15 protein-coding genes and 1 riboswitch are annotated in these 14,451 nt (G+C 65.0%); of the genes, 11 read left to right on the forward strand and 4 right to left on the reverse strand.

Translation table 11 applies throughout. The features are described 5' to 3' along the window. The first annotated feature begins 1 nt into the window (after position 1). The 3 genes from FK527_RS11470 (at position 2) to FK527_RS11480 (ending at position 3,983) form a co-directional block, all read left to right on the forward strand. Entirely contained in the window at positions 2-2,362 is a 2,361-nt protein-coding gene (locus FK527_RS11470; protein WP_186298433.1) for a tetratricopeptide repeat protein, read from the forward strand. A gap of 3 nt (positions 2,363-2,365) precedes the next feature. After that, positions 2,366-3,196: an ExeA family protein gene (locus tag FK527_RS11475; protein ID WP_144733813.1), complete on the forward strand. Its 831-nt coding sequence runs from the start codon at positions 2,366-2,368 to the stop codon at positions 3,194-3,196. 76 nt (positions 3,197-3,272) lie between these two features. Beyond that, positions 3,273-3,983, forward strand: a complete 711-nt coding sequence (locus FK527_RS11480) for a hypothetical protein (RefSeq protein WP_144733816.1) — start codon at positions 3,273-3,275, stop codon at positions 3,981-3,983. Between the two features lie 64 nt (positions 3,984-4,047). On the opposite strand, the gene epsA is transcribed toward FK527_RS11480, so the two are convergent. Next, positions 4,048-4,845, reverse strand: coding sequence for an XrtB/PEP-CTERM-associated transcriptional regulator EpsA (gene epsA, locus FK527_RS11485; RefSeq protein ID WP_144733818.1), 798 nt, complete (start codon positions 4,843-4,845; stop codon positions 4,048-4,050). A 207-nt stretch (positions 4,846-5,052) separates the two neighbouring features. Here epsA and FK527_RS11490 point away from each other — a divergent pair, with 207 nt between their 5' ends. Next, entirely contained in the window at positions 5,053-5,562 is a 510-nt protein-coding gene (locus tag FK527_RS11490) for a Crp/Fnr family transcriptional regulator (protein WP_144733821.1), read from the forward strand. A 72-nt stretch (positions 5,563-5,634) separates the two neighbouring features. Here the strand turns inward: FK527_RS11490 and FK527_RS11495 are convergent, their stop codons facing one another. Next, positions 5,635-5,970, reverse strand: a complete 336-nt coding sequence (locus FK527_RS11495) for a cell division protein ZapA (RefSeq protein ID WP_144733824.1) — start codon at positions 5,968-5,970, stop codon at positions 5,635-5,637. Beyond that, positions 5,967-6,200: a DUF904 domain-containing protein gene (locus FK527_RS11500; protein WP_144733827.1), complete on the reverse strand. Its 234-nt coding sequence runs from the start codon at positions 6,198-6,200 to the stop codon at positions 5,967-5,969. The genes FK527_RS11495 and FK527_RS11500 overlap by 4 nt, the downstream gene beginning before the upstream one ends. Before the next feature lie 27 nt (positions 6,201-6,227). Then, positions 6,228-6,464: riboswitch (cobalamin riboswitch) on the forward strand. An 82-nt stretch (positions 6,465-6,546) separates the two neighbouring features. On the opposite strand from FK527_RS11500, the gene FK527_RS11505 reads away from it, so the two are divergent. The 7 genes from FK527_RS11505 (at position 6,547) to cobO (ending at position 14,190) form a co-directional block, all read left to right on the forward strand. Beyond that, the gene (locus tag FK527_RS11505; RefSeq protein WP_144733829.1) at positions 6,547-8,469 is read left to right on the forward strand and encodes a TonB-dependent receptor domain-containing protein; all 1,923 of its coding nucleotides are present in this window, start codon (positions 6,547-6,549) and stop codon (positions 8,467-8,469) included. A 111-nt stretch (positions 8,470-8,580) separates the two neighbouring features. After that, positions 8,581-9,972 (forward strand): cobyrinic acid a,c-diamide synthase CobB, encoded by a 1,392-nt coding sequence (locus tag FK527_RS11510; protein WP_144733970.1) that lies wholly within the window; start codon positions 8,581-8,583, stop codon positions 9,970-9,972. Then, complete coding sequence (locus tag FK527_RS11515) at positions 9,969-10,565, forward strand: bifunctional adenosylcobinamide kinase/adenosylcobinamide-phosphate guanylyltransferase (protein ID WP_144733832.1); 597 nt, start codon at positions 9,969-9,971, stop codon at positions 10,563-10,565. Before FK527_RS11510 ends, FK527_RS11515 begins: the two co-directional genes overlap by 4 nt. Before the next feature lie 83 nt (positions 10,566-10,648). Continuing rightward, positions 10,649-11,515, forward strand: coding sequence for an ABC transporter substrate-binding protein (locus FK527_RS11520; protein WP_186298434.1), 867 nt, complete (start codon positions 10,649-10,651; stop codon positions 11,513-11,515). Positions 11,516-11,751: 236 nt separating this feature from the next. Further along, a complete protein-coding gene (locus tag FK527_RS11525; RefSeq protein WP_144733835.1) occupies positions 11,752-12,783 on the forward strand; it encodes a FecCD family ABC transporter permease in 1,032 nt (343 codons plus the stop codon). Continuing rightward, positions 12,780-13,544 (forward strand): ABC transporter ATP-binding protein, encoded by a 765-nt coding sequence (locus tag FK527_RS11530; RefSeq protein ID WP_144733838.1) that lies wholly within the window; start codon positions 12,780-12,782, stop codon positions 13,542-13,544. Before FK527_RS11525 ends, FK527_RS11530 begins: the two co-directional genes overlap by 4 nt. A 76-nt stretch (positions 13,545-13,620) precedes the next feature. Continuing rightward, the gene (gene cobO, locus FK527_RS11535; protein WP_144733841.1) at positions 13,621-14,190 is read left to right on the forward strand and encodes a cob(I)yrinic acid a,c-diamide adenosyltransferase; all 570 of its coding nucleotides are present in this window, start codon (positions 13,621-13,623) and stop codon (positions 14,188-14,190) included. Between the two features lie 90 nt (positions 14,191-14,280). Here the strand turns inward: cobO and FK527_RS11540 are convergent, their stop codons facing one another. Continuing rightward, positions 14,281-14,445 carry a HepT-like ribonuclease domain-containing protein gene (locus tag FK527_RS11540; protein WP_144733844.1) on the reverse strand — a complete coding sequence of 55 codons (165 nt, stop codon included), beginning with the start codon at positions 14,443-14,445 and terminating at the stop codon, positions 14,281-14,283. Positions 14,446-14,451: the final 6 nt, after the last annotated feature.

Here is a 14,451-nt window from a genome sequence, read left to right on the forward strand (position 1 = left end):
AATGGCCGCAGCCGTGGTTGTGGTCTTGGGGTGTTCCTCGCCCGAAGAAAAAGTGGCGCGTTTCAACGCGCGGGGCACTGAACTCATGGCCAAGGGCGAATGGATGAAGGCGCGGCTGGAGTTTCAGAATGCCTTGCAGCTCAACCCCAACTATGTCCCCGCGCTGATGGGGCTGGTGGACATTGCCGAGCGCTCTGCCGAGTGGGATAAGGTGTATGCCTTGCTCAGCAAGGTGGTGGAGGTAGATGCTACAAACTTGAAAGCGCAGCTGCGCTTGGCCAAGCTGCTTTTGGCTGCAGGGGCGTTGGACAAGGCCTTGGCGGCAAGCGATGCTGCTTCGGCCTTGGCTCCCGAAGACGCCGACGTGCTGGCCTTGCGTGCGGCACTGATGTTCAAGCTCGACGACCGCAAGAAAGCGGTGGAACTTGCCCAACAAGCCTTGCGCAAGGAGCCTGCCCAAGCCGATGCGTTGGTGGTGCTGGCTTCGGAGCGCCTGGCGGCAAACGATGCTGCGGCTGCCGTGCAGTATCTCGATCAAGGCCTGGCCGCGAATGAGCGCGATGTGGCTCTGCAACTGATCAAGGCGCAAGCCCTCGAAAAAATGGCCCAGCATGAGCAGGCCGAGCAGGTGTTCCGCAAGCTGATTGCGCTTTATCCGGACAATAAATCCTTTCGGACGCTGCTGGCGCAGTATTACATGCTGCATGGGCAACAAGACAAGGCCGAGGCGGAGTACCGCGCTACCGTGCAGGCATTTCCAAAAGACTTGCAGGCCAAGCTGGATGTCGTGCGTTTTCTGGCTGCGGCGCGCGGCGAAGACGCCAGCCTAGCCGAACTCAACAAGCTGATCGCAGCCGAACCCAAGAACCATGAACTGCGCTTTGCCCTGGCGAGCACGTTGTTGGCGCAAGGAAAAAGCGCGGAGGCAGAAAGCGTGTTTCGCGAGGTGATTCAGCAAGCGGACACCGACGAGGCCGGTCTGAAAGCGCGCAATGCGCTGGCCGTGGAACTGCTCAAGCGCGGCGACAAGGCGGGTGGCCAGAGCTTGATCAAGGAGGTGTTGGCGAAAGACGAGCGCAATGAGCAAGCTCTGCTGTTGAAGGCCAGCGTGGCCATGGACGAGCAGCGCCTGGATGACGCCGTGGCCGACTTGCGCACCATCTTGCGCGACGTACCCAACTCGGCGCGCGCCATGGCCTTATTGGGCAGGGCACACGAATTGCAAGGCTCGCGCGATCTGGCGATGGATTACCTGGGGCGTAGTTTTCAGGCGGGCAAGCAGCAATCGCCTCAGTTTGGCGTGAATTACGCGCAATTTTTGCTGCAAAGTGGCAAGGCCAAGCAGGCGCAGGAGGTCTTGCGTGAGGTATTGGGGATCACTCCCAACCACGTCCCGGCGCTGCAGTTGTTGGCGCAAGCTTACTTGAGCACCGGCGACCTGACCAATGCGCAAGCCGTTGCGGATGCGGTCGCCAAGATGAAAGACCAGACCGCAGCGGCGAGCCAGATTCAGGGGGCGGTATTTGCGGCACGACGCAATTTCGACAGCAGCATTGCGTCATTCCGCAAGGCCTACGAGTTGTCCCCTACCGAGGTGCGCCCCATGATGGCCTTGGTGAGCACTTATCTGGCCGCGGGAAAGAGCAACGAGGCCGTCTCTTTCATGCAGGGTGTGGTGAAGGCTTCTCCAGACAATCTGAATGCACAGTTGTTGCTGGCGCAGTTGCTGCAGCAGACAGGGGATACGGCAGGTGCCCAAAAGGCTTACGAAGCGATGATTGCGCACGATGCGCGGTTTGCGCCGGCGTATGGCGGTTTGGCCGCACTGTTCTCCGCGCAGGGTAAATGGACCGAAGCCGAAGCCACGCTTGAAAAAGGATTGAAGGCTGCGCCAGCGGATTTCAATTTGCGCCTGGCGCAGGCGGGGGTATTGGAGGCGCTCAACCGCATCGACGAAGCCATCGCCGTGTATGAACAGCTCATCAAAGAGCGGCCGGGCGCGGAGGTGGTGGTGAACAACCTTGCCAGCCTGTTGGCAGACCACCGCGAAGACAAAGCCAGTGCAGAAAGGGCCTACCAATTGGCCCAGCGCCTGAAGAATAGCAACGTGCCGCAGTTCAAGGACACGCTGGGCTGGGCCAGCTACCGCGTGGGCAAGAACGAGGATGCCGTGGTATTGCTCAAGGCGGCGGCAGACCAGCTGCCAGACAGGGCTGTGGTGCAATACCACTATGGGCAGGTGCAGCTGGCCAGAAACAACAAGGCCTTGGCGAAGCCGGCTTTGGAAAAGGCGGTGGCGCTTTCGGCCAAGCAGCCTTTCCCACAGGCGGAAAGTGCCAAAAAAGCGCTGCAAGGGCTGTGAAGCATGTACGAAGCATTTTATGGATTGAAGGAAAAGCCATTTTCCATTCAGCCAGACCCCGATTTTTTGTTCTTGGGTAGGCGCCACAGTCTGGCTTACACCATGCTTCAATATGGAATCCAAAACCGAGCCAATTTTTCAGTGATTTGTGGAGATATTGGCTGTGGCAAAACAACGCTGATACGCCACCTGCTGAACCAGCTGGGTCCAGACCTGACGGTGGGTTTGGTATACAACACCCACCAGGATATTGCCGATTTGCTCGAATGGATCATGCTGGCCTTTGGGCAGCCCTACGAAGGCATGTCAGCGGTGGCCCGGTACGATGCGTTTCAGCGCTTTTTGATCAACGAGTATGGCGCTGGCCGCAGAACCATACTGATCGTCGATGAGGCGCAAAATCTGAGCGTCGCGGCGCTGGAGTCCTTGCGCATGCTGTCCAACATCAATGTGGACAAGGACCAGCTACTGCAGGTGATCTTGGTCGGCCAGCCGCAGTTGCGTGATCTGCTACAAAAGCCCGAGCTGCTTCAGTTCGCACAGCGCGTGGCGGTGGATTTTTTCATTCCGCCGCTGACTCCTGAAGAAGTCGCCGCCTACATCACGCACCGCCTTCAGGTGGCAGGCAGGGAGGAGCCACTTTTCACGCCCGCCGCAGTGCAGCGTATAGCCCAAACGTCGCATGGGGTGCCGCGTAGTATCAACATCCTGTGCGACACGTTGCTGGTCTATGGTTTTGCTTCGGATAGCGTAGCAATCGATGAAGCGCTGGTGGACGAAGTGTTGCGCGACAAGCAGGAATATGGGGTGCTCTCTGGACCGCCGGTGGCATAGGCCGTTCAGCTCATTGAGCGTGACCGAACGATGCTTTAACCTTCAATTCCATTTTTATTTTTTAGGAGGATTCCCAATGAGCAAGCTTAAGTTTTCTTTGAGGGCAGTTTCGCTGTTGGCAGGTGTGGCATTAGGTGCGATAGCGCCCTTGCATTCTGCAGTGGCGGGGACGGTGGGTTTGGACTATGTCGGGCCCCAATACGGTAATTACCTGAGTTTTGGCGTGGCTGGCCCAACGAGCGGCTCAGTACAGGCCGGCGGTTTTAACATGAAGGTAAATTCGTCGAATGATCCACTGATTTCTTCGCCTGGTTCGATTCTGGCTTGGTGTATTGAGTTGACGCAGTTTATTAATACTCCTGCTAATTACACGAGCGACAGCAGTGGGAGTGATTCATGGTCAGGAAAGATGACCCAGCTTTTCAATCAACATTACAAAGATGTTTTGGCGGGCGCAAGCAATGTTGTTTCTGCTGCCATGCAGTTGGCGGTTTGGGAGATTGCATACGATAGCAGCTCTCTTGATTTGAGTAGAGGAAATTTTCGCGTTACATCAGGAAATAGCAATGCCCGGAATATGGCGCAAGAATGGTTGAGTAATCTCTCTACCTCATCGTCCACAGGTGACTATAAGCTTGTCAAATTGACAAGCGGTAAATCTCAGGATCTGATGACAGTGGTGCCCACGCCCATTCCCGCAGCCGCACTGCTGTTCGGTTCAGCCCTTGGTTTGGGTGGTTTGCTGCAACGGCGTCGGCGCGCGACACCGGCAGCAGCGGTGGCTTGAGTTTGTTTTCTTCTCCATAAAAAATGCTGCATACTGTTGCGGCATTTTTTATGTGCAATTCTCGTCAGGTGGAATTGCTGCGCATGGTTTCGATTTTGGCCACGGCCTGCGCGCGGTTGACGACGTTCAGTTTTTTGAAAATGCGCTGCACGTGGTTTTTGACCGTGAAGGCGCTGATGTCCAGGATCATGCCGATCTCTTGATTGGTTTTGCCTTTGCGCACCCACTCCATGATGTCCACCTCGCGTGCGCTCAGGCCTATATCAGCGTCGGTTTTGAGGGGTTGGGGCTTATTGGTAGACACCGGGGGGGTAAGGTATTGCTCCGGCAAATGCGCAACCTGACGGAAGGCCGCATCGATGTAGGGCAAGAGGTAGCGCAGCGCTTCGCGAGGAGGCTCCCCCGCCAAGGCGGCTGAGCCCATGAAAACGTAAAGGCAATCCTGCCGGCCACGCTGGTCTTTGATGCCATGGACCAAGGCGGTGCGCATGCGCGAGAGGGAGTTCAGGATGTCGGGGTTGTCGATGTCGTGAAACTGCATGCCCTCGTTGGAGTGCACCGTGAAGGGCGCATGGTCGCAAGCGTGCCAGCGTTGCAAAAGGCTGGTGATATAGGGTTGGATGGACTTGTCGCCAAACGATGCTGTGCGCAGCCCGGGCAGTGGTGAGACGACGTCATAGCACACCAGTCCCAGAGAAAAATTGCCCCAGGCCACTATGACGATGTCGTGTGGCACGAAGTGCTGTATGTCTCCTTGCAGCCAGTTGAACAGGGCGTAGTGACTGCGAATCGTCAAGGACTGCTGCATTACCTGCAGCACCTGGTTCAGTTCGGTCAGTGACACATTCGTGAGAAACGACATTTTGGGCGGGCGAGTAATAGCCAGTTGCATCCTAGCAGATCGGCCCTTTTCGGCAGAAGATGTGGTCGCCGTACAACAAGATACAGTTGACCTTCGCAGCTTGGCCAGGGCAAAGTCGGCGAAAAATAGCGGCTATGATGACCGCCAATGGGAATGTGCGTTGAGCACAATTTTTGCCGAGATTGCGAGTAAACAAGTAGCAGCTTTATGGATTCTTTGAGTGACATGCTTCCGGCTGATTTTGAGTGCCTGGGTGGGGCTATAGAGTTTGCCGACGACATCCATGAAATCTTCAGCAACTTCGGGTTGGTGGAGGGGCCAGACACGAGCGAGACCTTGCTGCTCTGCAATTTCATGGTGTGCTATTCAGCCCCGCGGGGGGCCAAGCTCGTACAGCAGGGCGAGGTCGGCAACTACATGTTTTTTTTGCTTACCGGCCATGCGGAGTTGTTCATCGAGAACGACAGAGGTCAACCGGTGTCCGTGGACACCATAGGTTCTGGTGCGGCAGTGGGCGGCATGTCGATGATTGACCACAAGCCGCGCACCGTTTCGTGTGTGGCAACGGAACCAGTGGACCTGGTGGTGCTGTCCAGTCACGCATTCAAAGACATCATGCTGACGCTGCCGTGGCTGGGCAACAAGCTTTTGATGATTTTGCTGCACTCTGTCAGCGCACGTCTGCATGCGCTGCAAAAGCAGTTGGCGTCGCAGTAACCGGATGATGCTGGCATCGGCGCAGCCAGCGCACAGTGCTGCGCGTCTTGTGGCCGATGCCGCTCCCCTGCCTTATTCGAACAGCATGCCGTTCGTGCCCAGGGCGTCGTCCAGGCGCTGCACCAGCGTTTGCAGGCGCTGGCTTGCGCCGGTGGGCAGGGGTGTGGAGTCGGATGCGGCTTGGGCGGCTGCGGTGATGGCGGCGTTTTCACGCTCGGCAAGCTCAAAGGCGAGGTTCAGTGCGGCCAGCACGGCGATGCGCTCGCGCACGCGCACCTTGCCGGCGTCGCGGATGCGCGTCATGGCGGTGTCCACGCGCTCTACGGCGTCGAGCAAGCGCGCCTCCTGGCCTTCGGGGCAGCTCAGCAGGTAGCTTTGCTGCAGGATTTGCACCTCTATCTGTTTCATGACGCTTCCTTCGTGGGGGGCGTTTCGGGCAGGCGTTCGAGGAGCGCATCCACGCGCGCGCGCGCGGCACGCAGGCGCGAGGCGAGCGAATCGCGCTCTTTGGTGAGGCTGGCCACTTGCTCGGTGAGCAGCGCGTTGCTGCGCTGCAGTTCGGCGTGGCGCTGCAGCAGGCGCTCGATGCGCTCGCCGAGCTGGGTGATGGGGTCGTTGGGGGAGGCGGCGTCGTCCATGGCGGCTCGGATTGTAGAGGCGCGCACATTAGAATCCCCGCCGTTGGTGCTCGCGGCCCGATTCAAGGGCTGCGGTTAAACGGGAAGCAGGGAGGGGCGCATCCACGATGCGCACCGAGCCTGCGCTGCCCCCGCAACGGTCAGCGGACGAATCTTGCCGATTCCCTCTCCATCCCCACGCCACTGGGTGCCCTGAAAGGTATCTGGGAAGGCTTTGGAGGGCGTTCCGCCAGCCCGGATACCGGCCAACGAGGCGGCTGCCTGCGCTTTTTGCGCCTGCAGCCATTTTTGCCCACGAGCCGGCGGGGAAGCCGGCGCGGGCGCTTCCCTCGGTGGGATGCTCTCCATGAAAAATCGTCTCTTTCCTGCGCGCTCGGTCGCGCCCTTGCTGCGCGCCCCTGCGGCGTGCTTCGCCTTGTCTGCCATCGCCGCGGCGCTGCCGTGCGCGCAGGCGCAAACCCTGCTCGCGCAGAATCTGCGCGCCCCTTCGCTGCAGGATGTGGTGGTCACGGCCACGCGCACGCCGCAGCCTTTGTCCGACCTGGTGGCGGACTTGTCCATCGTCGATCGTGAAACCATAGAAAGCAGCGGCGCTACGGGCGTGGCCGACGTGCTGGCGCGCCTGCCGGGCGTGGAAATTGCGCGCAATGGCGGGCCGGGCAATGCGACCAGCGTGTTTTTGCGTGGCGCCGAATCGCGCTTCACCGCCGTGTATATCGACGGCGTGCGCGTGGATTCGCAATCCACGGGCGGCGCCTTGTGGGAGCAGATCCCGCTCGCGCAGATCGAACGCATCGAGGTGCTGCGCGGGCCGGCTGCGGCCGTGTATGGCTCGGACGCCATCGGCGGCGTGATCCAGCTCTTCACGCGCAAGGGCGAAGGCCCGCCCGCGCCCTATGTGAGCGTGGGCGTGGGCAACCGCGGCACGAGCAAGCTCGAAGCCGGCGTGAGCGGCGCCACGGGCGTGGACAATGCCCTCGACTACGCTTTGAGCCTCGCGTACGAGCGCAGCGACGGCTGGGACATCCGCGCGGGCGTGCCGCACAATCCTGACAGCGACGACTACCGCAGCACCTCGGGCCACGCGCGCCTGGGCTTCAAGATCGATGCGCGCCACCGGCTTGATGCCACCTTGCTCGCAAACCAGCTCAATTCAGGCTACGACGCCTACCTGTCTGGCATGCCCAAACCCTCCATGCCCCTGGATGATGACCGCAACAAGGAGCGCCTGCGCACCGCCGGCCTGACCTGGACGGCCGACTGGAGCGACGCCTACACCATGCGCCTGTCGGCCACCGACAGCTACAGCCGCTACGAAACCACACCCTCGCCCTACCTGACCGAGACGCGGCTGCGCAACTACCTCTGGCAGAACGACTACCGCCTGGGCGTGCACAGTTTCAGCGCCGCGCTCGAACGCCGCGAGGACGAGCTCACGAACCCCGCGCTCGACGCCTGGAGCACGGCCATCCGCGGCAGCCGTGCGCAGAATGCACTGGCGCTGGGCTACGGCCTGCACGCGGGCGCGCACACGCTGCAGCTGCACTGGCGCCACGACGACGACAGCGAATTCGGCATCAAGAACACCGCGAGCGCGGCCTACGGCTACGCCTTTGCGCCGCATTGGCGCGCCACGGCGTCGTGGGGCTCGGCCTTTCGCGCGCCCACGCTCTACCAGCGCTTCAGCGAATACGGCAACCCCGCGCTGCAGCCCGAAACCAGCTACAACGCCGAGCTGGGCCTGCGCTACGACCAGGGCCACAGCAGCGCATCGCTCGTGGTCTATCGCAACCGCGTGAGCAACCTGATCAACTTCGTCGGCGCGGGCACCTGCGCCTCGGCCTACGGCTGCTATGCGAACACGGCGCACGCGCGCTACCAGGGCGTGACGCTGGCCGGTTCGCAGCGCTGGGGCGGGGTGCAGCTGCACGGCTCGATCGACTGGCAAGACCCGCGCAACCTCGACACCGACAAGCGCCTGGCGCGCCGCGCGCAGCGCTACGCCACGCTGGGCGCCGACACCCGCCTGGCCGATTGGACGCTGGGCGGCGAAGTGCAGGCCACGGGCCAGCGCTTCGACGACGCCGCGAACAAAAACCGGCTCGGCGGCTACATGCTCTGGAACCTGCACGCGAGCACGCAGGTGGCGCGCGACACGCAACTGCTCGCGCGCGTGGACAACCTCGGCGACAAGCGCTACCAGCTCGCGAACACTTACGTGCCGTCGGGGCGCATGCTGTACGTGGGGCTCAAATGGGCGCCGCAGTGATGCCCGGCAATGGTGCCGCCGCGCGCGCTGCCGGCATCCTTGGCGCTGATGAAAATGGGAAGGAAAGACATGCAAAGGCAAAGGGCACTTGCGGAGCTGGACATGGCTGACATGGCTGACATAGCTAACTTGAGCCAAGGCGCTGTCGCCCGCTGCCCCGCCGTGCTGGTCACGGCCCCGGCTTCGGGGCAGGGCAAGACCACGATCACCGCCGCGCTGGCCAGGCTGCATGCGCGCCAGGGGCGGCGCGTGCGCGTGTTCAAGTGCGGGCCAGATTTTCTCGACCCGTTCTGGCACGCGCTGGCCAGCGGCGCGCCGGTGTACCAGCTCGACCTGTGGATGACGGGCGAAGCCGACTGCCGCGCGCGCCTGCACGCCGCAGCGCAGCAGGCCGACCTGCTCATCGTCGAGGGCGTGATGGGCCTGTACGACGGCGAGCCCAGCGCGGCCGATCTGGCACTGCGCTTTGGCCTGCCGGTGCTCGCCGTGATCGACGCCGGCGCCATGGCCGGCACCTTCGGGGCCGTGGCGTATGGGCTGCAGCATTACCGCGCCGGTCTGCGCTGGGCCGGCGTGCTGGCCAACCGCGTGGGCAGCGAGCGCCACGCGGGCATGCTGCAGGCCAGCCTGCAAAATCCCGCGCACTGGCTGGGCGCGCTGCTGCGCAACCCGGCGCTCACGCTGCCCGAGCGGCACCTGGGACTCGTGGCCGCGACAGAATTGGGCGATGCCATGGCGCGGCTCGACGCCGCGGCCGACGCGCTCGCGGCCACGCCGCTGGGTCGCATGGACGCGGCACAGCTGCAAGCCTGGGCGGTGGACTTCCCGGCGCCCACGGTGCAGCCCGTGGCGCCTTTGCTCGCAGGCCGCACTGTGGCCGTGGCGCGCGATGCGGCGTTTTGCTTCCTCTACGCGGCGAATGTGCAGACGCTCGAGCAACTGGGCGCGCACGTGGTGTTTTTCTCGCCGCTCGCGGATGCTGCACTGCCGCCTTGCGACGCCGTCTGGCTGCCGGGCGGCTACCCCGAACTGCACGCCGCGCAGTTGCACGCCAACCAGCCGCTGCGCGCCGACTTGCATGCGCATGTGCAGGCGGGCAAGCCGCTGTGGGCCGAATGCGGCGGCATGGTGGCCTTGATGGATGCCATCCGCCAGCCCGATGGCCGCGTGCAGCCGCTGTGGGGGCTGCTGCCGGGCGAAGTCACCCTGCACACGCGCCTGGCTGCGCTCGGGCCGCAGCAGCTGGCCTGGCAGGGACATTGCCTGCGCGGCCACACCTTCCACTATTCGACCTGCACCAGCAGCGCGCGCGAAGTCGCGCGCACCGCGGCGCCGGGCGCGGCCCCCGGGCCCAACGTGGGCGAGGCGCTGTACCGGCATGGCAGCATCCATGCAAGCTACTTCCACGCCTGGTTTGCCTCGGCCCCGCAGGCCGTGGCCTTGCTGTTTGGCGCTGCGCAGGCGGGCTGCGTGGCAGACGCGGAGAAAGCAGCGTGTCCATGACCGTCCCCCATCATCCTGCCATCGCCGCGCGCGAGCTCATCCTCGGCGGGCAGAAAAGCGGCAAGTCGCGCCGCGCCGAGCAGCTCGCCGCGGCCTGGCTCGCGCAGTCGCCCGCACACCAGGCCGTGCTGATCGCCACCGCGCAGGCGCACGACGGCGAAATGCGCGAACGCATCGCGCGCCACCAGCGCGAGCGCGCCGCGCGCGTGCCGGGGCTGCGCACGGTAGAGGTGCCGCACGCGCTGGCCGGCGCGCTCGCGGCGCACGGCAGCGCACACACGCTGATCGTGGTGGACTGCCTCACGCTCTGGCTCACGAACTGGCGCATGCCGTTCGACGATTCTGAACAAAATATGCCTCTAACGCAGGACTGGCAAGCGCAGGAAGCTATGTTTTTGCAAGCATTGCAACAATCCCCCGGCCCCGTGCTGCTGGTGGGCAACGAGATCGGCCTGGGCGTCATCCCGCTCGGGGCCGAGGTGCGCGCCTTCGTCGATGCGCTGGGCACGCTGAACCAGCGCGTGGCGCAGGTCTGCACGCGCGTCACGCTGATGGCCGCGGGTCTGCCGCTGTGCCTGAAGGAGTCCGCATGATGGGCGCGTGCTGGCAGAGGGTTCGCCTGGGCTCGCGGCGCCAGTTCCGGCGCAGCTTCTGGCGCAGCGGCTTGGGCTTGGGCATGCTCGTCGTCGGCCTGCTGCTTGCCGGCGTGGCTGCGGCCCAGCCCGTGCAGGTCACCGACGGGCGCGGGCGCGTGCTGCGCCTGCCCGCGCCGCCGCAGCGCATCGTGAGCCTGCTGCCCTCGCTGAGCGAGAGCGTGTGTGCCCTCGGCGCGTGCGCGCGCCTCGTGGGCGTGGATCGCTACTCCAACTGGCCGCAAGAGCTCACGCGCCTGCCGCAGGTGGGCGGAGGGCTGGATCCGAACATCGAGGCCATCGTCGCGCTACACCCCGACGTGGTGCTCGCGAGCGTGTCCTCGCGCGCGAACGAGCGGCTCGAGGCGCTGGGGCTCACCGTGGTCGCGCTCGAGCCCAAGACGCATGCGCAGGTGCGCCAGGTGCTGGGCGTGCTCGGCGACTTGCTTGGCGTGCCGCCCGCGCAGGGCGCCGAGCGCCTGTGGCGCGAGATCGACGCGGGCGTGCAGGCCGCGGCGCAGTCGCTGCCAGCCAGCGCGCGCGGGGCGCGCGTGTATTTCGAGGTCAGCCGCGGGCCCTATGCGGCGAGCGAATCGTCCTTCATCGGCGAGACGCTGCAACGGCTGGGAGTCGGTAACGTGGTGCCCGCGGCGCTGGGGCCGTTCCCGCGCCTGAACCCCGAGTATGTGGTGCGCGCCAACCCCGACGTGATCATGCTCGGCAACCGCAGCATGCAGGCACGCGCGCTCTACCCGGGCTGGGACAGCATCCCCGCGGTGCGCGCGCAGCGCGTGTGCGTGTTCGACGCGGTCACGTCCGAACTCATCGTGCGCCCCGGCCCGCGCCTGGCCGAGGGTGCGCGTGCGATGGCGCGTTGCCTCGCAGAAAAGCTGGGGGGCAAAGGACAATGAGCCCACGGTGCTCCGTAGGACGCGGGACGATGGCGAGGTGGCTAGGGCAATTTGACCGCAGCCAGAACCCCGTCATTGCGAGCCCCGCAGGGGCGCGGCAATCCATTGCTGACTTTGCAAGGGACGCAGGCGCTGGACCTTCGGCCGCATGGATTGCCACGGGCCTTGCGGCCCTCGCAATGACGGGGCTACGGTCAGCGTGCACTCTACGAAGCGTCGCCTAAGGACAAGCCGGGATGAAAGCGTTGGATCGCCAAAGCCGCCGCGCGCTGCTGCTTGCCGTGGCGCTGCTGCTCGCAAGCGCCGCCTTGCTGCTGCTGGGCGCGAGCGTGGGCAGCACGGGTTTCACGAGCCTGCTGCAGCAAGGGCAGGACGCGGTGGCGCGCCAGATCGTCTGGGACATCCGCCTGCCGCGCACGCTGGGCGCGTGGCTTGCGGGCGCGCTGCTGGGGCTGGCGGGCGCGGTGGCGCAGGGGCTGTTTCGCAACCCATTGGCCGACCCGTACCTGCTGGGCAGCGCTTCGGGCGCGGCGCTCGGTGGCGCGCTCGCGCTCGCCTTGTTCGGCGTGGTGCCGGCGGGCGGCGCGCCGTGGCTCGCGCGGCTGGGCATTCAGCTGGGCATCAGCGGCATGGCGTTCGTGGGTGCGGCGGCGGCGGTCTTGCTCACGCTCGCGCTGGCGCGCGGTGTGCAGCACACGCTACGCCTGCTGCTTGCAGGCGTGATCGTGGGCGTGGTGCTCGGCGCAGCGCGCGATCTGGTGGAGCTCGCCTCGCCCGACATCCTGCAGGCCATGCAGGCCTTCACGCTGGGCAGCACCAGCTTCGTCGGCTGGCTGGCTTGCGCGCTCATGGCCGCGGCCTGGGGCTTGTGCCTACTGCTTGCGGCGGCGCTGGCGCGCGCGCTCGACGGCCTCACGCTGGGCGAGGCCACGGCCGCGAGCCTGGGCCTGCCGCTCGTGCCCATGCGCGCCGGGCTCGTCGCGGTGATGGCGCTGGCCACGGGCACGGCAGTGGCGCAGACGGGGCTGATCGCCTTCGTCGGCCTGGCCGCGCCGCACCTCGTGCGCACCTTGGTGCGTACCACCGCTGCGCGCCACATCGCGCTGGCGAGTCTCATGGGCGCGGTGCTGCTGCTCGCGGCCGACATCCTCGCGCGCTGGGTGCTCGCGCCGCAGGAGCTGCCCGTGGGCGTGCTCACCGCGGCGCTCGGCGGCAGCTACCTGCTGTGGCGCATGCACCGGCGCAGCGCAAGCGGAGGGTTGCTATGACGAACATAGCTATCAGCGCACAGCAGATCAGCGTCAGCATCGAAAAACACCCTATATTGCAAAACATCAGCCTGGCGCTGCCCGCGGGGCGCTGGACGAGCATCGTCGGGCCCAACGGGGCGGGCAAATCGACGCTGCTGCGCGCGCTCGCGGGCCTGCAGCCCTGCACGGGGCAGGTGCAGCTGCTGGGCCGCGCGCTGGCCGACTGGCCGCGGCGTGAGCGCGCGCGCACGCTGGCTTGGCTCGGGCAGAACGAGGCCGTGGCCGACGAGCTCACGGTGCACGACCTGGTGCTGCTCGGGCGCCTGCCGCACCGGCCCTGGCTGGCGGCGCCCAGTGCTGCCGACATTGCCGCCGTGGAGCAGGCCTTGCGCGCCACGCAGGCCTGGGACTGGCGCGCGCGCAGCCTGGGGCAGCTCTCGGGCGGCGAGCGCCAGCGCGTGCTGCTCGCGCGTGCGCTGGCGGTGCAGGCGCCGGTGCTGCTCATGGACGAGCCGCTCGCCAACCTCGACCCGCCGCACCAGGCCGACTGGCTGCAGCTCGTGCGCGCGCTGGTCGCGCAGGGCGCCACCGTGCTCAGCGTGCTGCACGAAGTCTCGCTCGCCCTGCAGGCCGATGACATGCTGGTGCTGGCGCAGGGGCGCGTCGTGCACCACGGCGCCTGCGCCCATGCGGCCACGCAGCGCGCGCTCGAGCAGGTGTTCGACGGGCGCATCGCCATCCATGCGCTGCAGGGGCAGTGGGTGGCGATGCTGAAATAACAAAGTTCCAATGCACCGCCGCGCGGCACACCATCCCGCAACCGTTTTTTGACCGCCACACTTTCAAGGAGCCCCCATGGACATCCAAACCCCACCGACCGAAAAACCCTACGAGCCCCCCGCCGGCGAGCGCCGCGGCCTCATCATCGTCAACACCGGCGACGGCAAGGGCAAGAGCACGGCGGCCTTCGGCCTCGCGCTGCGCGCGCATGGCCGCGGCAAGGCCGTGAAAATCTACCAGTTCATGAAAGTGCCGAGCGCGCGCTTTGGCGAGCACCGCGTGTTCGAGCAGCTCGGCGTGCCCGTGGAGGGCCTGGGCGACGGCTTCAGCTGGAAAAGCCAGGACCTGGAACGCTCCGCCCAGCTCGCACGCGAAGGCTGGCAGCGCGCCAAGGCCAGCATCCTCAGCGGCGAGTATTTCCTGGTCGTGCTCGACGAAATCACCTACCCGCTGATCTACGGCTGGCTGCCGCTCGAAGACGTGCTGCACACCCTGCGCACGCGCCCCAAAGACGTGCACGTGGTGCTCACGGGCCGCAATTGCCCGCAGGAAATCATCGCCATCGCCGACACCGTGACCGAGATGCGCCTGGTCAAACACGCCTTCAACGCCGGCGTGCCGGCGCAGCGCGGGATAGAGGATTGAGACTGAGAGTCGTTCGGCCGCGGCCGAAAAACTCTCAGCTTCCGAGCCTCAGGACCGAGCGAGGCGCTTTCCTTGCCCAGACAGGCTTGCTCAGTTGCCCAAGGCCGCCCGAATGTGCCTTCCCAGGCTTGGCAAGTCGCGCTCGATGGCGTTCCAGACGATCTCGAAGTCCACTTTGAAATACCCGTGGGTCAAGGCCTTGCGCATCTGGTAGGCAGATGCCAGCGGCAGCTGCCGCTGCCTATCTCGCGTCATACGGGA

The organism is Extensimonas perlucida (assembly GCF_007655255.1).
Taxonomy (GTDB): Bacteria; Pseudomonadota; Gammaproteobacteria; order Burkholderiales; family Burkholderiaceae_C; genus Extensimonas; species Extensimonas perlucida.